This window comes from Mesorhizobium sp. M2A.F.Ca.ET.042.01.1.1 (genome assembly GCF_003997405.1).
GTDB lineage: Bacteria > Pseudomonadota > Alphaproteobacteria > Rhizobiales > Rhizobiaceae > Mesorhizobium.
Genome location: NZ_RZRX01000035.1, coordinates 17,608 through 35,439 on the forward strand (window position 1 = coordinate 17,608; position 17,832 = coordinate 35,439).

Here is a 17,832-nt window from a genome sequence, read left to right on the forward strand (position 1 = left end):
GTTAAAAAAGCGCCTTCAGCTCATCCAGCTTGTCGTTGACCAGCCAGCCGTAATAGTTCTCCTCAGGCAGCTTTTCCGGTTCGCCGGCGGCGCGGCGTCTGTCGTTCTCGGCCTTCAGCGCATAGGCGCGCTGCTCGGGGTTGCCGACATTGTAGAGCGTGGCGGTAAGTCCCGGATTGTGGGAGATGTCGAAGCCGGCGATGCCGCGATAGGCGTCGATCGACTTCCGGATGGTCGCGGCGACGTAAGGCAGCGTCAGGTCCGGGTCCATGATGGTCTTGTAGACCGCATTGGGATCCTCGACATCAAGCTTCGGCAGGCCGGAGACCTTGTGCACGAGATCGCTCATCTGCAGCGCGGTCAGTGGATTGAGCTGGCCGAGACCGAAGGTCTGGCCGGCGTAATAGGGCTGGAAGAAGGTGGCGCCGAAGCGGTCGTTGGGGAAGCTCGTGCCGCCGACGGTCTTGCCGCGAAAGGCATGGTTCCACACCTGCTCGCGGCATTCCCACAGATCGTAGCTGTCGTCCATGCCGGCGCATTTCTTGAATTCCGGCCGCTGGACGAAATCGCTGACATCCTCGCCCTCATAGGCAAAAGTCAGCTTGCTCGACAGATAGGACATCGCCTTGACGTAGTAGGTCTGCAGGCGGTCATAGGCGTCGACATTGTAGGTGTGCTCGCCAACGATGGCGCCGACGATATGCATCGGATCGATGCCGTAGGCCGCCGCCACCTTCCTGATCTTGCCGCGCAGCTCGGCATCGTTCTGCAGCAAGGCGTAGACTTTCCGGTACTTGGCCTGGAAGGTGGTGTTGGTTGCCTGGGTGCGCCGGCTGGACGCGCCCGGAATGTCCGGCTGCACGGCGTTGCGATTGCCCGGAGGCACCATGGTCGCGGCATCGGCGATCGTCACCGCCGCCGCCAAAGCGATGCCCAGAAAAAGCAGGATATATTTCTTCATGCCGCCGCCTTTGAATTCGCGGCAAACTAGGAAAAGCGCACGACAGAGTCGAGAGAAGGCGCGGTCAAACCGGACCGAAAGGCGGCCAGATGGTACCATCTGGCCACACTGCAGGTTTGAGGTAAAGGACCGTCACCAAGAGATCAGCCGCCGTTAAATTGCGAGCCGGCGGATATCGGTCAACGGCATTAATCCGAGCCAGCTGAGAGCTGCTCCAGGGTCACGCATAGATTGGCGATCTCACGGGGAGCCTTCTGGTGCAGCACTCGCACAAGGCGTTCATCCGCGGTCACAAAGCGACAGTTTCGGCTCATCGCAAGGCAGACATACATGCAATCATAGGCCGGATGACCGATATCCGTCGCCAGTTCGGTCGCTTTGGCGAGCAATCCCCGCATGCCGAACAATTCGATATCGCTGCGTTCCAGCAAGCTTGCGGCCATCTTCGCCTCTTCGCGATTGACCTCACCGCGCTGGACCTTCTTCCAGAGAATGTTGGCGCACTCAACGATCAGCAGTTCCGGCGCCGCGAAGCGTCGACCATGCCGCAAGCCAAGCGCCAGCGGCGTACCCTCCTCCTCGACCACCCATTTGACCGCGATGCTGGCGTCGACGACGAGCGTTTCCGTCACCGTTCGTCACGTCCTTCGCGCAGCAGCACTTCGGAGGGCGTCTGCTTTCGCTGCGCGGTGAGCAGCCGCAGCCGGGCCGCCAGTTCATCGAACGAAGGCTCGATCTCATTTTCCAGCGCCTGCCTAAGGATTTCACGGTGCTCGGCCTCAGCCGAGCGCCCATGCCGGGCGGCACGCATCTTCAGCTTGGCGATCAAATCGTCATCCAGATTGCGGACGTGCAGATTTCCGGCCATGCGCCCCTTCATGCTCTCATTGAGCCCAATGATAGCATTGGGCCAATATCCAATCAATACCCGCGCTGGACGCGGCAGATATCCGTCCCGTGCGCGCAACGAGCGAGAGGAAGGATAGCTGCCGCCGGCGGCGGAGCCTACAGGATGAAGCGCGACAAGTCAGTATTGCGCGACAGGTCGCCGACATGCTTCTCGACATAGGCGGCGTCGATGGCGACCGTCGTGCCGTTGCGATCCGGCGCGTCGTAGGAGATCTCGTCCAGCACGCGCTCCATCACCGTCTGCAGACGCCGTGCGCCGATGTTCTCGACGCTGGCGTTGAGGTCGACGGCAATGCCGGCCAGCGAATCGATGGCGTCGTCGGTGAAGGTCAGCTCGACGCCCTCGGTCTTCATCAGCGCGATATACTGCTTGATCAGGCTCGCCTCGGTCTCGGTGAGGATGCGGACGAAATCCGCCTTCTCCAGCGCGCGCAGCTCGACGCGGATCGGCAGGCGGCCCTGCAGCTCGGGCAGCAGGTCGGACGGCTTGGAGACGTGGAAGGCGCCGGACGCGATGAACAGGATGTGGTCGGTCTTGATCGGCCCGTATTTGGTCGCGACTGTGGTGCCTTCGACCAGCGGCAGCAGGTCGCGCTGCACGCCCTCGCGGGACGGGCCGCCCGAAATGTCGCTCCTGGCCGCGATCTTGTCGATCTCGTCGAGGAAGACGATGCCGTCATTCTCGGCCGATTCCAGCGCCCGGCGCACGACCTCCTCCTGGTCGAGCAGCTTGTCGGACTCGTCGTTGACGAGCAGCGCGTAGGAATCACGCACCGTCGTCTTGCGGGTCTTGGTCCTGCGGCCGCCCATCGCCTTCGACAGCATGTCGTTGATGTTGAGCACGCCGACATTGCCGCCGGGCATGCCGGGGATCTCGAAGCCTGGCATGCCGCCATTGCCGGTGTCGGCCACCTCGATCTCGATCTCCTTGTCGTCGAGCTCGCCGTCGCGCAGCTTCTTGCGGAAGCTATCGCGCGTGGCCGGGCTCGCCGTCTTGCCGACCAGGGCCTCCAGCACGCGTTCCTCGGCGTTAATCTGGGCGCGCGCCGCAACGTCCTCGCGCATCTTTTCGCGGGTCAGGCCGATGGCGACCTCGACGAGGTCGCGCACGATCTGCTCGACATCGCGGCCGACATAGCCGACCTCGGTGAACTTGGTCGCCTCGACCTTGACGAAGGGTGCGCCGGCGAGTCGCGCCAGGCGGCGCGAGATCTCGGTCTTGCCGACGCCGGTCGGGCCGATCATCAGGATGTTCTTCGGCATCACCTCTTCGCGCATCTGGCCTTCCAGCTGCTGGCGGCGCCAGCGGTTGCGCAAGGCGATGGCCACGGCGCGCTTGGCGTCCTTCTGGCCGATGATGAAGCGGTCGAGTTCCGAAACGATTTCGCGGGGAGAAAAGGTGCTCATATTACTCAAATTCCACTTTGCCACTGCCTGATGGACTCGAACGGATGCAGCAGCATGATCACGTTGAGCGACAGATTGTCCCGGATGATGTAGCCCGTGCCGAGCTCGAAGATGAGCGCCAGGGCCACGATCACCCATATAGGTAGCTTTCGCGCCATCACAAATCCCAGCACCATGAACAGCGTGTCGGACACCGAGTTGATGATCGAATCGCCGTAATAGTTCAGCGAGATGGTGCCGGCGCGGTAGCGCTCGATGATGAAGGGGCTGTTTTCCAGGATCTCCCAGCCGCCTTCGATGAGGACGGCGAAGGCGAGCCTCAGGCCCACCGGAGAACGCGGGAACAGCGCCCAGGCCAGCGCATAGAACAGGAAGCCGTGGATGATGTGCGAGAAGGTGTACCAGTCGGCGATGTGCTGGGAATTCTCCGAGCTGTTGACCACGCCGTGCCAGAGCTTGACGTAGCCGCAGGTGCAGATCGGCGGATGCCCCATGCCGTACAAGGTGCCCGCCTGGAACACGATCAAGGCGAGCACGAGCAGCAGGCCCATGCGCCAGCTGTCCTCATAGGCGGAAAGCGTCTTGTCCTCAGGCGCAGTCATCCGGTCAGTCCCCCAGATTTTCATCGTCGTCTTCGTCCGCATCGACGGCCATCAGCACGACGTCCCCATATTGCGAATGCCTGCGCCCAATCGGCCTGAAGCCGGCCTTCTCATAGGCGCGGATGGCGCGGGCATTGTCGGGATGCGGATCGATGATGACGCGCGGCGCGCCTTCCTCGAACAGCTCCTCGACGAACTGGCTCAGGATTGCCGAGCCATGGCCCACACCAGCCAGCTCCGGCGGGCCGATCGACAGATCGACGCCGAGCGTGCCGAAGGGCTGGTCGGCGTAAGGATGGTCGTCCTCCAGATGCGGGTCATAGCTCTGCAGATAGGCGATCGGCCTGCCGTCCAATTCGACGATCAGCGGCTCCACCGAGACCGAATCCATATGCTCGCGGATCTCGGCGATCTCCTTGTCCGGATCATCCCACCATTCAGCGATATGCGGCTCGCGCAACCACCTGGCGATCAGCGGCAGATCCTTCTCGGTGACCGGCCGAAAATCGTAGCTATGCTGCTGAGTGACCATGATCTTATCCAAAAACCGGCTCCCACTTTTTGGGGTCATGGTCGGCAGGCTCAAGCGGCATCGAGCATTTCGACGACGAAATTGTTGTTGGTATAGACGCAGATGTCGGACGCGATCTGCATGGCCTTGCGGGCGATCTCCTCGGCGTCCTTGTCGGTGTCGATCAGCGCGCGGGCCGCGGCCAGGGCGTAATTGCCGCCGGAGCCGATGGCCATCACGCCATGCTCGGGTTCCAGCACGTCGCCATTGCCGGTCAGCGCGAGCGAGACCGACTTGTCGGCGACCAGCATCATGGCTTCCAGGCGGCGCAGGTAACGGTCGGTGCGCCAGTCCTTGGCGAGCTCGACGCAGGCGCGCGTCAGCTGGTCCGGATATTGCTCGAGCTTGGCTTCGAGCCGCTCCAAGAGGGTGAAGGCGTCGGCAGTGGCGCCGGCGAAGCCGGCAATGACGCTGCCGCCCTTGCCGATGCGGCGCACCTTGCGGGCGTTGCCCTTCATGATGGTCTGGCCAAGGCTGACCTGGCCGTCGCCGGCGATCACCACCTTGTTGCCCTTGCGCACGCTGATGATGGTCGTTGCGTGCATGGTGAGTTCATTCGACATTTTGAGCTCCGATTCGCGCTATCCCTTGAAGGCGATTGGCGCGGTACGAGTGAGTTGGATCGGCCATATGTATGCATAAGGCCAATGATTGCAAACCGCCCGCGGCGAAGGCCGATAGTGGCCGGAATGGCAACTGGCAATCGCCGGATCATGCTGATAGAAGGCTTTCGTTTTCAAGCCCGAGGGCCCCGACCAGGGCAATAAGGACACGACGATGACGCGTTCGGCCGAAGTCAGCCGCAAGACCAAGGAAACCGAGATTTCGGTCTCGGTCCATGTCGACGGCAAGGGCAAGGCCGACATTTCGACCGGCGTCGGCTTCTTCGACCATATGCTCGACCAGCTGTCGCGCCATTCGCTGATCGACATGACGATCAAGGCCAAGGGCGACCTGCATATCGACGACCACCACACGGTCGAGGACACCGGCATCGCCATCGGCCAGGCGCTGAGCAAGGCTTTGGGCGAGCGGCGCGGCATCATGCGCTACGCCTCGATCGACCTTGCCATGGACGAGACGCTGACCAGGGCGGCGATCGATGTGTCCGGCCGGCCCTTCCTGGTCTGGAACGTCGCCTTCTCGTCGCCGAAGATCGGCACCTTCGACACCGAGCTGGTGCGCGAGTTCTTCCAGGCCCTGGCGCAGAATGCCGGCATCACGCTGCATGTGACCAATCATTACGGCGCCAACAACCATCACATCGCCGAAACCTGCTTCAAGGCGGTGGCGCGTGTGCTGCGCGCAGCGCTGGAGCCCGATCCGCGCCAGCCCGACGCGGTGCCGTCCACCAAGGGATCCCTGAAAGGATAGGCTATGGCGGTCTATGTCGTGATGACGCCGCCGGCCGGCAACAACGCCGAGGACATCCGTTTCGTGCGCGACAGCTTCACATGGCTCGGCTTCCTGTTCTCGCCGCTTTGGCTGGCCTGGAACCGGCTCTGGATGGCGGCCGTGCTGACCTTCATCGTCATGGCGATCCTGTCGGCGACCGGTGAGAAGCTGGGGCTCGAGTGGGCCGGATCGATGCTGTCGCTGCTGGTCTCGCTTTACATCGGCTTCGAAGGACAGAATTTACGCATCGCTTCGCTGCGCCGGCGCGGCTGGCGCGAATGGGGCGTGATCGAGGCCGGCAATCTCGCCGATGCCGAGACACGTCATGCGCTGGACGCCGGCGAGAAGAGCGAGGAGCAGGCAGCCCTGCCGCGCATCGTACCGGACGCATCGCTGGCGCGCCCGCCGCAAACCGGCATGGCGCTCGGCCTGACCCATACGCCCGGAAGGCCCTGACATGCGGGTAGCCATCATCGATTACGGCTCGGGCAATCTGCGCTCGGCCACCAAGGCCTTCGAGCGCGCGGCGCGTGAAGCCGGCATTGCCGCGACGATCGAGCTGACGGCCGACGCCGAGCGGGTGCGGTCCGCCGACCGCGTCGTGCTGCCGGGCGTCGGCGCCTATGCCGACTGCGCCGCCGGCCTGCACGCGGTGCCAGGCATGTGGGAGGCGGTGGAGGAAGCTGCAATCGCCAAGGGGCGGCCGTTCCTCGGCATCTGCGTCGGCATGCAGCTGATGTCGCAACGCGGGTTGGAAAAGACCATCACCAAGGGCCTCGGCTGGATCGCCGGCGACGTCAAGGAGATCCAGCCCTCCGATCCGGCGCTGAAGATCCCACAGATCGGCTGGAACACGATCGAGCTTACGCGCGAGCACCCGCTGTTTTCCGGCATCGAGACCGGCCCGAGGGGGCTGCACGCCTATTTCGTGCATTCCTACCACCTGGAAGCGAAGAATCCGGACGAGGTGCTGGCGGTTGCCGACTATGGCGGCCCGGTGACGGCCGCGGTCGCCCGCGACAACCTCGCCGGCACGCAGTTCCATCCCGAGAAGAGCCAGGCGTTGGGCCTGGCGCTGATCACCAATTTCCTGAAATGGAGGCCCTGAAAATGAGCAGGAAGGGCTATTGGATGGCGATGATCGATGTCCGCGATGCGGACGTCTACAAGCAGTATATCGAAGCGAATGCCGTCGCCTTCGCGAAATACGGGGCGAAATTCACGGTCCGCGCGGGCCGCTACGAGAGCCCGGAAGGACCGACCGGCAACCGTCACGTGCTGGTGGAGTTCGAGTCCCACGACAAGGCAATCGAATGCTATCATTCGCCTGAATATCAGCACGCCTCGAAATTCCGGCTCGCCGCTTCGACCGGTCATTTCGTCATCGTCGAGGGCGCCTGACCCATGATCCTGTTTCCAGCCATCGACCTCAAGGACGGCAAATGCGTGCGCCTGAAACACGGCGACATGGCCACCGCCACGATCTACAATGACGACCCCGCCGCGCAGGCACGGGCCTTCGAGGACCAGGGCTTCGAGTGGCTGCATGTCGTCGACCTCAACGGCGCCTTCAAGGGCCAGAGCGTCAACAGCGCCGCGGTCGGGGCTATCCTCAGGGCGACGAAGAACCCGGTGCAGCTCGGCGGCGGCATCCGCACCTTGCCGCAGATCGAAGACTGGCTGGACCGCGGCCTGACGCGCGTAATCCTCGGCACCGTGGCGGTGCGCGAGCCGGAGCTGGTCAAGCAAGCCTGCAAGGCTTTTCCGGGAAAGATCGCGGTCGGCATCGACGCCAAGGGCGGCAAGGTGGCCGTGGAGGGTTGGGCCGAAGCCTCCGAGCTCGGCGTCATCGAGCTGGCCAGGAAATTCGAGGGCGCCGGCGTTGCCGCCATCATCTACACCGACATCGACCGCGACGGCGTGCTGACCGGCATCAACTGGGATTCGACCATCGACCTCGCGGAAGCGGTTTCCATTCCCGTGATCGCATCCGGCGGCCTCGCCTCGATTGCCGACATCGTGCGCATGACCATGCCCGACGCGCAAAAACTCGAAGGCGCGATCTCCGGCCGCGCCCTATATGACGGACGTATCGACCCGGCCGAGGCGCTGGCGATCCTGCGCGGCGAACGGGCGGAGGCAGAATAGTGAACATCTCGATCATCCTGGCATCCTATGACAGCGGCCATTTCCACGGTGGCTGCGGCCAGGGCCCGGACGCGCTCATCTCGGGCGGGCTGGCCGAGGCGCTGAAGCTCGCCGGCCACGAGGTCGAGGTGAACGACATCGGCAAGGTGGTCGAGGACGAAGAAGAGCGAGAGATCGGCACTGGATTTGCCGTCTGCAACGCCGTTTCGGGCGAGGTCCGCATGGCGCTGGACAAGAAGCGGTTTCCGATCGTGCTGGCCGGCAACTGCCTGACCGCCGCCGGCGCCGTGGCGGGCGCAGGCGCCGACGCCATCATCTGGGCCGACCAGCATGGCGACCTCAACACGCCGGAGACCACCACAACGGGCTTCCTCGACGGCATGGCGCTGGCCACCGTGCTCGGCCTCTGCTGGCGGTCGATGGCGGCGCAGATCCCCGGCTTCAAGCCGGTCGATCCGTCGCGCAGCGTCCTGGTCAACGCGCGCGACCTCGACGCAGCCGAAAAGGAACTGCTGGAAAAGCTGCCGATCATCCGGACCGAATGCCCCGACTGGAAGAGCGCGGCGCAAAGGCTGAAAGCCGACGGCGCCAAGCGGGTGCACATGCATGTCGACCTCGACGTGCATGACCCCGAGAAGCTGCAGGCCAACCGCTACACCACGCCCGGCGGCCCGGCGCCGGAGCAGGTGCGCATGGCGATGTGCGGCCTCGCCGGCCCGCTCACCATCGCGGGGCTCACCATTTCCGCCTATGATCCGGCCTTCGACCCCAAGGGCGACGTGCCGCCGCTGGTCGGCGAGCTGGTGGTCGACCTGCTGTCCACCCTGGAAGGCAAGTGATGCTGAAAGCCCGCGTCATCCCCTGCCTGGACGTCAAGAACGGCCGCGTGGTCAAGGGCGTCAATTTCGTCGACCTCATCGACGCCGGCGATCCGGTCGAAGCCGCCAAGGCTTATGATGCCGCGGGCGCCGATGAGCTGTGCTTCCTCGACATCACCGCCTCGTCGGACAATCGCGAGACGATCTTCGACGTGGTCGCCCGGACGGCCGAGCAATGCTTCATGCCGCTCACCGTCGGCGGCGGCGTGCGCCAGGTGGCCGATATCCGCAAGCTGCTTCTGGCCGGCGCCGATAAGGTGTCGATCAACACGGCGGCGGTGAAGAACCCGGATTTCGTCACGGAAGCGGCCGACAAGTTCGGCAACCAGTGCATTGTCGTGGCCATCGACGCCAAGAAGGTGTCGGCGGCCGGCGAGGCCGACCGCTGGGAGATCTTCACCCATGGCGGGCGCGAGAAGACGGGCATCGACGCCGTCGACTTCGCCGCACGCATGGTCGATCGCGGCGCCGGCGAGATCCTGCTGACTTCGATGGACCGCGACGGCACGAAGGCCGGCTACGACATCGCGCTGACCCGCACCGTCGCCGACGCGGTGCGCGCGCCGGTCATCGCTTCAGGCGGCGTCGGAACGCTCGATCACCTGGTCGAAGGCATACGCGACGGCCATGCGGGCGCCGTGCTTGCCGCCTCGATCTTCCACTTCGGCACCTACTCGATCGCCGAGGCCAAGGCATACATGGCCAAGGCCGGCCTGCCGATGCGGCTGGACTCGGCCGCCCATCGGGCTTAAAGCATGATCCCGCAAGGTTGGGGACCGGTTTTCGGAAAAGATCATGCTTAAACAAGCAGATAGATGACCGACATGGCTCAATTTTCGCTCGCCGAGCTGGAAACGATCATCCATCAGCGCGCCCATTCCGGCGACCCGGACTCATGGACGGCGAAACTGTTCGCCAAGGGCATGGACAAGGCGGCGCAGAAGCTCGGCGAGGAGGCTGTGGAAGCCGTGATCGCCGCCATACGCGGCGACAAGCAGGCCCTCGTTTCGGAAAGCGCGGATCTTCTGTATCATTGGCTGGTCGTGCTCGGCATCGCGGGCGTTCCGTTGGACGACGTGCTCAAGGAGCTCGAGGGCCGCACCGGCCGCTCGGGGGTTGCCGAAAAGGCGTCCCGCCCCCGGGTTTGACGCCCGGGGCGACGGCGAGGAGGGCAGGAAACCCGATGGACCAGCTGACTCCGACCGAGAAGTATTCCCCTTATCGTTTCTTCTCCGCCGAGCAATGGTCGCAGTTCCGCGCCGACACGCCGCTGACGCTGACCGAGGACGAGATCGCCCGCCTGCGCTCGCTCAACGACCCGGTCGACCTCGAAGAGGTCAAGCGCATCTACCTGTCGCTTTCCCGCCTGCTCTCGGCCCATGTCGAGGCGAGCCAGCTGCTGTTCAGGCAGCGCCAGGCCTTCTTCAAGGCGCAGGACATCGTCAAGACGCCTTTCATCATCGGCATCGCCGGTTCGGTCGCGGTCGGCAAGTCGACCACGGCGCGCGTGCTGAAGGAGCTTCTGGCGCGCTGGCCATCGAGTCCCAAGGTCGATCTCATCACCACCGACGGCTTCCTGCTGCCCAACGAGATCCTGCGCCGCGAGAACCTCATGGAGCGCAAGGGATTTCCCGAGAGCTACGATGTCGGCGCGCTGCTGAGATTCCTGTCCGGCATCAAATCGGCGCAAGGCAGCGTCCGCGCGCCGGTCTACTCGCACCTGACCTATGACGTCATCCCCGGCGAGTTCGTCACCATCGACCGTCCCGACATCCTGATCTTCGAAGGCATCAACGTGCTGCAGCCGGGCAAGCTGCCGAAGGACGGCAAGATCGTGCCGTTCCTCTCCGACTTCTTCGATTTCGCCATCTATATCGATGCCGACGAGAAGCTGATCCACCAATGGTACATCCAGCGCTTCATGCGGCTGCGCGAGACCGCCTTCCGCAATCCGGACTCCTTCTTCCACCGCTATTCGCAGCTTTCCGAGGACGCCGCGCGCGCCATCGCCGAGGGGCTGTGGGCCAACATCAACCTGAAGAACCTGCGCGAGAACATCCTGCCGACCAGGGCGCGAGCCGACCTCATCCTGCGCAAGGGCGCCAACCATTTGATCGAGGAAGTGGCGCTGAGGAAGTTGTGATTCCTTAACGGCACCTTAGGCAATCCCCACTAGCGTTGCTAGCCAAACTCCAGCGGGTGTCGGGAGGCAACCGGTGATCAATGCTGGCAATGCCGCGGGCCGCAACGCCCCGATCTATTCACTGGTCATCCCGATCTTCAATGAAGAGGCGGTGCTGCCGTTGCTTATCCGGCGGATCACCGCCTTGCTCGACAAGCTCGACGATAGCGCCGAGGCGATCTTCGTCGACGACGGCAGCCGGGACACAAGCGTCATCTTCCTTCGCGGCATCACTGCTTCAGATCCACGCTTTCGGCTGATCGAACTGTCGCGCAATTTCGGCCATCGCGATCACAGCCGGCATGGACGCGGCTGCCGGCGATGCCGTGGTCATCATGGACGCCGACTTGCAGGGTCCACCCGAAGTGGTGCTCGACCTCGTCGCCAAATGGAAGGAAGGCTACGAGATCGTTTATGCCCGCCGCACCAAACGCGAGGGCGAAACGCTGTTCAAGCGCGCGAGCGCCAGCCTGTTCTACCGCGCCCTCGAGCAGATGACCTCGGTGACCATCCCGCGCGACGTCGGCGATTTCCGGCTCGTGGGAAGAAAGGCCCTGGATACATTCAAGCAGATGCCCGAGCGCGACCGCTTCGTGCGCGGCATGTTCGGCTGGATGGGTTTCAGGCAGACGGCGGTGTCGTTCGAACGACCCGAGCGGGCGGCCGGCGAAACCAAATATCCGTTCTGGAAAATGGTGCGGCTGGCGGTCGATGGCGTCATCAGCTTTTCCGACAAGCCTCTGCGGCTGGCGCTGTGGGCCGGTCTCGCCATTTCCGGCTTCGCCGCCCTGCTTGGTGTCTATGCCCTGTTCTCCTGGCTGCTCGCCAGCGGCGTCGTCCATGGCTGGACATCGACGGTCGTGATCATCTCTTTCCTGTCGGGCATCAACCTGTTCATGACCGGCATCATCGGCCTCTATGTCGGCGGCATCCACGCCGAAGTGAAAAGGCGTCCGCTCTACGTCATCGAGCGCCCGACCGGTTTCGAGGAAGCCGTGAACATGGCGGCCGAAAACCGCAACCGGTCGATGGCACAGCCGTCGACGCTCGATAGAAGATTCGGCTGATGGCGGCGCTCTTCGACCAGTACCGGTCCACCTACAACAGGACCGTGGACGATTCGATCAGCTTCTCCGGCCTGAAGCATGACTTTTTCCTGCAGGCCAAAGTAGAGCCGCTGGCGCGGGTGATTGCCGAGCGCAGTCTTGCCGAAGGCGGAGCCGGTGTCCGTGCGCTGGATGTCGGTTGCGGCGTCGGAGCCTTGCACCCCTATGTTCGGCCGCTTTTCTCGACCCTTGACGGCTGTGACATATCGACGGAATCGGTGGCGCGGGCCAGCGGCGACAACCCATGGGTCACGTATAGGGACTATCCAGGCCCAGCATTGCCCTATGCGGATGACACTTTCGATCTCGCTTTCGCGGTCTGCGTGGTTCATCACGTCCCCCCGGAGCAGTGGTCCGCTTTCATCTCCGAGATGCGGCGCGTCGTCCGCCCCGGCGGCGCGATTTGCCTGATCGAACACAATCCCTTCAACCCTTTGACTCGATTGGCCGTGCTTCGCTGTCCTTTTGACGAGGATGCCGTCCTGATCAGCCGGCATAAGGCCGGCCGGCTGTTGAAGGCCGCTGGGCTCCACGAAATCGAAGCCAGGCATTTCCTGTTGCTTCCCTTCGCCAGCCCCTTTGCGCGCAAGGTCGAAAGCTGGTTTGCTCGCGCGCCGCTTGGAGCGCAGTATGTCTGCAGCGGCCGTGTCTAACTTGCGCATGGGCCAACATCTGATCCGGTTCCTTATGACCGGCGTCGGCGCGACATTGCTCTATGCCATGCTGGCTGCAATGTTTTCGGCGGGCAGGCCGATCATGATGGATCCGGTCGCGGGTTCTGTCATCGCCTATGCCGTGGCTTCTGCTTTCTCCTATGCGGGGCATAAGTATTTTACGTTTTCTTCCGGCGAGGCCCATCGCTTCGAGGCGCCTCGCTTCGTCGTTCTCACGCTGCTCGGTCTCGCCATATCTTTTGCCTTTCCTGCCATTCTGTCGGGTAAGTTTGGGCTTCCGGCGCAGATGCCGATCGTGTTGACCTGCCTGTTTGTTCCGGCTGTCAATTATGTGGTGCTTCGCCACTGGGTTTTTGGAAGAGGCCTCGCCAGGCTGCGGAACGGCTCCCAATGAGTGCGCTCCAGGACCGCCTCGCCTCCCGGTCGGACGACGGGTCCGTTCCGAAGCGTCGCGTTTGGACGCTGGTCCTGCTGGCCGTGGTCCTGGCGGCCGCCATTCCCTGGCAGACGCGATGGGGCGTGGTGTCCGACACCAGCTGGATAATCACCATGTGCGAGCGCATGCTCGGCGGTGACCGCTTGTATGTCGATCTCATCGAAGCCAATCCGCCCTTCACGCCCTGGCTGTTCATGCCGGCCGTGGTGCTCGCGCACAAGTTCGGCATATCGCCGGAGATCGCGGTCCTCGGCTATTCCTATGCGATCTGCCTGCTCGGATTGGGGCTAACCGTTGTCATTGCGCGGTGTGCCGGCTTTGCCGAGAACGCCACCTTGTTTGCCCTGCTGCCGCTTTTCCTTGGCCTGCTGGTCATCTTTCCCGGCAACGCGTTCACCCAGCGCGAGCATCTGGGAATTGCATTGTTTGCGCCCTTGCTGGTGCTGACGGCATGGCGCGCGGCGCCGGCCGAGGGCCGAACGCCCAGCCTGCCATTGGCGCTGCTTGCCGGCTTTGGCGGCAGCATTCTGGTGCTGGTCAAGCCCTATTATGCGCTGATCGTGCTTGTCCCGGCGCTTTATGTCGTCTGGCGCCGCCGTTCGATCCGGCCGCTTTTCGCCGCCGAATACTGGGTGATCGGTCTGATTGGCGTCGCCTATGTCGTTGCTGTGCGCCATTTCTACCCGCAATTCCTCGACGCGATATACCCGATGCTGGTCGACACCTATATGCGGGTGCGGAACCTCCAGACGGTGCTGCTGATGTACGGGCCGGTCTATCTGGTAGGGCTCCTGATGCTGCGCCTGCTGCGGCCCGGATTGCCTTACTCGCCGCTGGTCGCGGTGTTCGCGCTGGCTTCCCTGGCGGCCATGGTGCCGCTGATCTACCAGGCAAAGGGTTGGCCCTATCACGCATTTCCGGCGTTCAGCCTGTTGTTGACGGCGCTGCTTTTGCGAACGGCACAAATTAACCCAATGACGCATCGGCCGGGAGCGATCGAGCCACGGCGCAAGGTGATGCTGGCCGCCGTAATCACGGCCGCGGCCATCCCATTCATGCAAACACAGAGCCCCAACGCGGACCTTGTCGTCAAGGTCAGGGCCGCAGTGCAAAACCCGACCGTCGCCCTTGTCGGCTCCGACATCGCTGCCGGGCATCCGCTGACCCGCATGCTTGGCGGGACATGGATATCGAGCTATTGCAGCGACTGGCTCGGCGGATTTTCCCTTTATCTTTCCGCGACCGAGGCGCGGGCTGGCAATCCTGCTGGCGCGGATCACTACCGGCAGATTTTCGACCACTATATCGACGGCAAGCTCGACGAGCTCGAGACCAAGCGGCCCGCGCTGATAATCATTCAGAAAACCGATACGGCCATGAACGCAGCACTCTCCCGCCGGCAGGACTATGCCAGCTTCCTGAGCGGATATGGGATGATCGCGGAAGACGACAACGTGCGTGTGATGCAGCGCAACGCCGGCCTCAGCCAGGCACCGTCACCCGCCTCAGCGTCAGATTGATGCGGCCGCCATTCTTCAACAGCGCCGATGTCGCGGGATAGATGCGGTCGACGCCATGGAAGGCGAGGCGCCCCTCGCCGCCGAGCACGACGACGTCGCCGCTCTTCAGCTTGAACGATTTGGTGTCGCCTTCGCGCGTGTTCTGGCCGACCCGGAACAGGCAGTCGTCGCCCAGCGAGATCGACACAACGGGCGCGTCAAAATCCTGCTCGTCGCGGTCCTGGTGCAGACCCATCCTGGCGTCCGCCGCATAGAAGTTGACAAGACAGGCCTCGGGCGGATGCTGGTAGGCCGAGACTTCGCGCCACAATTGCAGCAGCGCCTCGGGGATCGGCGGCCAAGGCTTGCCGGTCACCGGATGCGTCGGCTGGTAGCGGTAGCCGCGCTCCTTGTCGGTCACCCAGCCAAGCGCGCCGCAATTGGTCATGCGCACGCTCATCTCCTTGCCGGTGCGCGGCATGGCGGGCACGTAGAGGGGTGCGGCCTGCACCACGCGCCTTATTTCCTCGACCAGCGCCTCCTGGGCGGGGCGAGCGATGTAGCCCGGCATATGGCGGACGCCTTTGGGCAGAACGAGCATTAGTCGATCCTGTTGACCGGCCAAGCATGCCACCGGCAAAACAAAACGGCGACCCGAAAGCCGCTGTCCTTCGGGGCACGATTCTCAGTCGCTGTCGACACGACCGCGCAGCTTCTTCACCGTCGACCGGCCTGCCTTGCTCTTGAGGCGGCGCTCCACGGCGCCTTTGGACGGCCTCGTCTTCTTGCGCGGCGGCGGTGGCGGCTCGGCCGCCTTGGCGACCAGCGCGGTCAGGCGCGCCCGCGCATCGGCGCGGTTCTGCTCCTGAGTGCGGAACCGGCCGGCCTCGATAACGATGACGCCGTCCTTGGTGGCCCGCTGGCCAGCAAGCTTGATTGCGCGGGCGCGGACCCGCTCGCTAAGGCCCGAAGCGTTCGCCGCGTCGAAGCGCAACTGCACGGCGGTGGCCACCTTGTTGACGTTCTGGCCGCCCGGGCCGGACGAGCGGATGAAGTCCTCATGCAGGTCGCCCGCATGGATGACCGCTTCGCCTGATATGATGATGTCGTCGTCGCTCGCCATGGAGCACTCATGACGCGACGGCCGCAAAAAGAAAAGGCCCGGCGCAGGGGCTTCACCGTTTCACGGAAACGGCGAATCCACGCTGGCTCTCTGTGTTGGCGCAATTCCGGTCGGAAAACCGTTTCGCACTTTCCTGGAATAGCGCTGGCCGGGCCCTGGAGGTGAGGACGCTCGAGGCAGCGATTATTCCGCCGCCTCCTGCAGGCGCGGCGCTGCGCCCAGGATGGCGGCGTCGACGTGACGCTCGAACTTTTCGAAATTGGTCGCGAACATGTTGACCAGCTTCGCGGCCTGGCGGTCGTAGCCAGCCTTGTCCGCCCAGGTCGAGCGCGGGTCGAGAATGGCGCCGTCGAAGCCCGGAACCGCCACCGGCACCTCGAAGCCGAAATTGGCGTCGGTGCGGAACTCGGCCGACTTCAAGGAACCGTCGAGCGCGGCGCCCAGAAGAGCGCGCGTCACCTTGATCGGCATGCGGCGGCCGGTGCCGTAGGCGCCGCCGGTCCAGCCGGTGTTGACCAGCCAGCAATCAACCTTGTGCTCGGCGATCAGCTCGCGCAGCAGATTGCCGTATTCCGAGGGATGGCGCGGCATGAAGGGCGCGCCGAAGCAGGTCGAGAAGGTCGCCTCCGGCTCGGTGACGCCCTTTTCCGTGCCGGCGACCTTGGCGGTGTAGCCGGACAGGAAGTGGTACATCGCCTGCGCCGGGGTCAATTTCGCGATCGGCGGCATCACGCCGAAAGCGTCGGCGGTCAGCATGATGATGTTCTTCGGATGGCCGGCGCGGCCGGTCTTCGAGGCGTTGGGGATGAAGTCCAGCGGATAGGCGCAGCGCGTGTTCTCGGTGAGACTGCCGTCATTGAAATCCGGCACGCGGCCGGCATCGAGCACGACATTCTCCAGCACCGTGCCGAAGCGCTGTGTTGTGGCGAATATCTCAGGCTCGGCCTCGGCCGACAGCCGGATCGTCTTGGCGTAGCAGCCGCCCTCGAAATTGAAGACGCCGTGCGGGCCCCAGCCATGCTCGTCGTCGCCGATCAGCGTGCGCGACGGATCCGCCGAAAGCGTCGTCTTGCCGGTGCCGGACAGGCCGAAGAACACCGCCGCGTCGCCGGCCGGACCTTCATTGGCCGAACAGTGCATCGGCATCACGCTCTTTTGCGGCAGCAGGTAGTTCAGCATGGTGAACACCGACTTCTTCATCTCGCCGGCATAGGACGTGCCGCCGATCAGCACGATCTTGCGGATCAGGTCGACCGCGATCACCGTTTCGGTGCGGGTGCCGTGGCGCGCCGGATCGGCGCGGAAGGACGGCAGGTCGATGATCGTCATGTCGGGGAGGAAGCGCTCGAGCTCGGCGGCTTGCGGGCGGATCAAAAGGTTGCGGATGAAAAGCGAGTGCCAGGCAAATTCGGTGATGACCCGGGTCGGCAGCTTGAGGTCGGCGTCGGCGCCGCCGACCAGGTCTTGGACATAGAGATCCTTGTTCGCGGCGTGGGCGCGGAAATCGGAAAGCAGCGCCTCGAACTGGGCGGGCGAGATCGCCTTGTTGTTGTCCCACCAGACATGCGGCTCGGTCGCCTCGTCGCGCACGACGAATTTGTCCTTCGGCGAACGCCCGGTGTGCTGACCGGTCTCGGCGACCAGCGCGCCCTGCGCGGTCAGCCTCGCCTCGCCGCGCCGGATCGCTTCCTCGTAGAGTTCGGCCGCGCCGAGATTGTAGCGCACCATGCCCGTGGTCTTCAGGCCGATCGCGTCAATAGCGCAGTCGGGGTTGCGTTTGCCGGCTTCCGACATCAAATTTCCTCTCTGGATTTGGCCGCATGTGACGGGGATTTCCCTGAGCCCCTGCCGGGGCTGTCAGGTTCAGAACCAGAAAAGCCGAATGATATCAAATCATTAATCGATTTAAAAAATTTGAAAGTTGTTTAAATCGTTTATATG

The 17,832-nt window shown here is 63.7% G+C and carries 22 protein-coding genes and 1 pseudogene; 13 read left to right on the top strand and 10 right to left on the bottom strand.

Going from position 1 to position 17,832, the window contains the following annotated elements:
• Position 1: 1 nt before the first annotated feature.
• From EOA23_RS08010 to hslV, 7 genes are all read right to left on the bottom strand, one after another.
• The gene (locus EOA23_RS08010) at positions 2 to 961 is read right to left on the bottom strand and encodes a DUF1402 family protein (RefSeq protein ID WP_126063311.1); all 960 of its coding nucleotides are present in this window, start codon (positions 959 to 961) and stop codon (positions 2 to 4) included.
• A gap of 188 nt (positions 962 to 1,149) precedes the next feature.
• The gene (locus tag EOA23_RS08015; RefSeq protein ID WP_127303516.1) at positions 1,150 to 1,593 is read right to left on the bottom strand and encodes a type II toxin-antitoxin system VapC family toxin; all 444 of its coding nucleotides are present in this window, start codon (positions 1,591 to 1,593) and stop codon (positions 1,150 to 1,152) included.
• Positions 1,590 to 1,829, bottom strand: coding sequence for a hypothetical protein (locus EOA23_RS08020; protein ID WP_127303517.1), 240 nt, complete (start codon positions 1,827 to 1,829; stop codon positions 1,590 to 1,592). Before EOA23_RS08020 ends, EOA23_RS08015 begins: the two co-directional genes overlap by 4 nt.
• Positions 1,830 to 1,966: 137 nt before the next feature.
• Positions 1,967 to 3,277 carry an ATP-dependent protease ATPase subunit HslU gene (gene hslU / locus EOA23_RS08025; RefSeq protein ID WP_127303518.1) on the bottom strand — a complete coding sequence of 437 codons (1,311 nt, stop codon included), beginning with the start codon at positions 3,275 to 3,277 and terminating at the stop codon, positions 1,967 to 1,969.
• A gap of 5 nt (positions 3,278 to 3,282) precedes the next feature.
• Complete coding sequence (locus tag EOA23_RS08030; RefSeq protein ID WP_127303519.1) at positions 3,283 to 3,879, bottom strand: DUF2585 domain-containing protein; 597 nt, start codon at positions 3,877 to 3,879, stop codon at positions 3,283 to 3,285.
• A 4-nt stretch (positions 3,880 to 3,883) separates the two neighbouring features.
• Positions 3,884 to 4,411, bottom strand: coding sequence for a GNAT family N-acetyltransferase (locus EOA23_RS08035; protein ID WP_127303520.1), 528 nt, complete (start codon positions 4,409 to 4,411; stop codon positions 3,884 to 3,886).
• A 50-nt stretch (positions 4,412 to 4,461) separates the two neighbouring features.
• Positions 4,462 to 5,013 carry an ATP-dependent protease subunit HslV gene (hslV, locus tag EOA23_RS08040; protein WP_127303521.1) on the bottom strand — a complete coding sequence of 184 codons (552 nt, stop codon included), beginning with the start codon at positions 5,011 to 5,013 and terminating at the stop codon, positions 4,462 to 4,464.
• Positions 5,014 to 5,227: 214 nt separating this feature from the next.
• Here hslV and hisB point away from each other — a divergent pair, with 214 nt between their 5' ends.
• From hisB to EOA23_RS08105, 13 genes and pseudogenes are all read left to right on the top strand, one after another.
• Complete coding sequence (gene hisB, locus EOA23_RS08045; RefSeq protein ID WP_127303522.1) at positions 5,228 to 5,824, top strand: imidazoleglycerol-phosphate dehydratase HisB; 597 nt, start codon at positions 5,228 to 5,230, stop codon at positions 5,822 to 5,824.
• Between the two features lie 3 nt (positions 5,825 to 5,827).
• A complete protein-coding gene (locus EOA23_RS08050) occupies positions 5,828 to 6,301 on the top strand; it encodes a DUF2628 domain-containing protein (protein ID WP_127303523.1) in 474 nt (157 codons plus the stop codon).
• 1 nt (position 6,302) lies between these two features.
• Positions 6,303 to 6,953 (top strand): imidazole glycerol phosphate synthase subunit HisH, encoded by a 651-nt coding sequence (hisH, locus tag EOA23_RS08055; RefSeq protein WP_127303524.1) that lies wholly within the window; start codon positions 6,303 to 6,305, stop codon positions 6,951 to 6,953.
• A 2-nt stretch (positions 6,954 to 6,955) separates the two neighbouring features.
• Positions 6,956 to 7,246 (top strand): DUF1330 domain-containing protein, encoded by a 291-nt coding sequence (locus EOA23_RS08060; protein WP_127303525.1) that lies wholly within the window; start codon positions 6,956 to 6,958, stop codon positions 7,244 to 7,246.
• Positions 7,247 to 7,249: 3 nt separating this feature from the next.
• Complete coding sequence (gene hisA / locus EOA23_RS08065) at positions 7,250 to 7,993, top strand: 1-(5-phosphoribosyl)-5-[(5-phosphoribosylamino)methylideneamino]imidazole-4-carboxamide isomerase (protein ID WP_126063321.1); 744 nt, start codon at positions 7,250 to 7,252, stop codon at positions 7,991 to 7,993.
• Positions 7,993 to 8,832, top strand: a complete 840-nt coding sequence (locus tag EOA23_RS08070; protein ID WP_127303526.1) for an arginase family protein — start codon at positions 7,993 to 7,995, stop codon at positions 8,830 to 8,832. Before hisA ends, EOA23_RS08070 begins: the two co-directional genes overlap by 1 nt.
• Positions 8,829 to 9,623 (top strand): imidazole glycerol phosphate synthase subunit HisF, encoded by a 795-nt coding sequence (gene hisF, locus EOA23_RS08075; protein WP_189341543.1) that lies wholly within the window; start codon positions 8,829 to 8,831, stop codon positions 9,621 to 9,623. Before EOA23_RS08070 ends, hisF begins: the two co-directional genes overlap by 4 nt.
• A 72-nt stretch (positions 9,624 to 9,695) precedes the next feature.
• On the top strand, positions 9,696 to 10,019 hold the full coding sequence (locus EOA23_RS08080; RefSeq protein ID WP_042637616.1) for a phosphoribosyl-ATP diphosphatase: 324 nt from the start codon (positions 9,696 to 9,698) through the stop codon (positions 10,017 to 10,019).
• A 35-nt stretch (positions 10,020 to 10,054) separates the two neighbouring features.
• Positions 10,055 to 11,014: a type I pantothenate kinase gene (gene coaA / locus EOA23_RS08085; RefSeq protein WP_126063325.1), complete on the top strand. Its 960-nt coding sequence runs from the start codon at positions 10,055 to 10,057 to the stop codon at positions 11,012 to 11,014.
• Between the two features lie 76 nt (positions 11,015 to 11,090).
• Positions 11,091 to 12,120, top strand: a pseudogene (locus tag EOA23_RS08090) (glycosyltransferase family 2 protein).
• Positions 12,120 to 12,812, top strand: coding sequence for a class I SAM-dependent methyltransferase (locus EOA23_RS08095; protein WP_127303528.1), 693 nt, complete (start codon positions 12,120 to 12,122; stop codon positions 12,810 to 12,812). Before EOA23_RS08090 ends, EOA23_RS08095 begins: the two are co-directional and overlap by 1 nt.
• Entirely contained in the window at positions 12,790 to 13,227 is a 438-nt protein-coding gene (locus EOA23_RS08100) for a GtrA family protein (RefSeq protein ID WP_245474064.1), read from the top strand. The genes EOA23_RS08095 and EOA23_RS08100 overlap by 23 nt, the downstream gene beginning before the upstream one ends.
• Positions 13,224 to 14,789 (top strand): hypothetical protein, encoded by a 1,566-nt coding sequence (locus tag EOA23_RS08105; RefSeq protein WP_127303529.1) that lies wholly within the window; start codon positions 13,224 to 13,226, stop codon positions 14,787 to 14,789. The genes EOA23_RS08100 and EOA23_RS08105 overlap by 4 nt, the downstream gene beginning before the upstream one ends.
• Here EOA23_RS08105 and EOA23_RS08110 read toward each other — a convergent pair.
• The 3 genes from EOA23_RS08110 to EOA23_RS08120 all read right to left on the bottom strand — a co-directional run bounded on the left by EOA23_RS08110 (position 14,752) and on the right by EOA23_RS08120 (position 17,685).
• Positions 14,752 to 15,369, bottom strand: a complete 618-nt coding sequence (locus tag EOA23_RS08110; protein WP_127303530.1) for an alpha-ketoglutarate-dependent dioxygenase AlkB — start codon at positions 15,367 to 15,369, stop codon at positions 14,752 to 14,754. The genes EOA23_RS08105 and EOA23_RS08110 overlap by 38 nt on opposite strands.
• Before the next feature lie 84 nt (positions 15,370 to 15,453).
• Entirely contained in the window at positions 15,454 to 15,891 is a 438-nt protein-coding gene (gene arfB, locus EOA23_RS08115) for an alternative ribosome rescue aminoacyl-tRNA hydrolase ArfB (protein ID WP_126063329.1), read from the bottom strand.
• 183 nt (positions 15,892 to 16,074) lie between these two features.
• The gene (locus EOA23_RS08120) at positions 16,075 to 17,685 is read right to left on the bottom strand and encodes a phosphoenolpyruvate carboxykinase (RefSeq protein ID WP_127303531.1); all 1,611 of its coding nucleotides are present in this window, start codon (positions 17,683 to 17,685) and stop codon (positions 16,075 to 16,077) included.
• Positions 17,686 to 17,832 lie beyond the last annotated feature (147 nt).

Coding starts and splice junctions, on each gene's coding strand:
- EOA23_RS08010 (WP_126063311.1), bottom strand. CDS start 961: ATGAAGAAATATATCCTGCTTTTTCTGGGCATCGCTTTGGCGGCGGCG.
- EOA23_RS08020 (WP_127303517.1), bottom strand. CDS start 1,829: ATGGCCGGAAATCTGCACGTCCGCAATCTGGATGACGATTTGATCGCC.
- hslU (WP_127303518.1), bottom strand. CDS start 3,277: ATGAGCACCTTTTCTCCCCGCGAAATCGTTTCGGAACTCGACCGCTTC.
- EOA23_RS08030 (WP_127303519.1), bottom strand. CDS start 3,879: ATGACTGCGCCTGAGGACAAGACGCTTTCCGCCTATGAGGACAGCTGG.
- EOA23_RS08035 (WP_127303520.1), bottom strand. CDS start 4,411: ATGGTCACTCAGCAGCATAGCTACGATTTTCGGCCGGTCACCGAGAAG.
- hslV (WP_127303521.1), bottom strand. CDS start 5,013: ATGTCGAATGAACTCACCATGCACGCAACGACCATCATCAGCGTGCGC.
- hisB (WP_127303522.1), top strand. CDS start 5,228: ATGACGCGTTCGGCCGAAGTCAGCCGCAAGACCAAGGAAACCGAGATT.
- EOA23_RS08050 (WP_127303523.1), top strand. CDS start 5,828: ATGGCGGTCTATGTCGTGATGACGCCGCCGGCCGGCAACAACGCCGAG.
- hisH (WP_127303524.1), top strand. CDS start 6,303: ATGCGGGTAGCCATCATCGATTACGGCTCGGGCAATCTGCGCTCGGCC.
- EOA23_RS08060 (WP_127303525.1), top strand. CDS start 6,956: ATGAGCAGGAAGGGCTATTGGATGGCGATGATCGATGTCCGCGATGCG.
- hisA (WP_126063321.1), top strand. CDS start 7,250: ATGATCCTGTTTCCAGCCATCGACCTCAAGGACGGCAAATGCGTGCGC.
- EOA23_RS08080 (WP_042637616.1), top strand. CDS start 9,696: ATGGCTCAATTTTCGCTCGCCGAGCTGGAAACGATCATCCATCAGCGC.
- coaA (WP_126063325.1), top strand. CDS start 10,055: ATGGACCAGCTGACTCCGACCGAGAAGTATTCCCCTTATCGTTTCTTC.
- EOA23_RS08095 (WP_127303528.1), top strand. CDS start 12,120: ATGGCGGCGCTCTTCGACCAGTACCGGTCCACCTACAACAGGACCGTG.
- EOA23_RS08100 (WP_245474064.1), top strand. CDS start 12,790: ATGTCTGCAGCGGCCGTGTCTAACTTGCGCATGGGCCAACATCTGATC.
- EOA23_RS08105 (WP_127303529.1), top strand. CDS start 13,224: ATGAGTGCGCTCCAGGACCGCCTCGCCTCCCGGTCGGACGACGGGTCC.
- EOA23_RS08110 (WP_127303530.1), bottom strand. CDS start 15,369: ATGCTCGTTCTGCCCAAAGGCGTCCGCCATATGCCGGGCTACATCGCT.
- arfB (WP_126063329.1), bottom strand. CDS start 15,891: ATGGCGAGCGACGACGACATCATCATATCAGGCGAAGCGGTCATCCAT.
- EOA23_RS08120 (WP_127303531.1), bottom strand. CDS start 17,685: ATGTCGGAAGCCGGCAAACGCAACCCCGACTGCGCTATTGACGCGATC.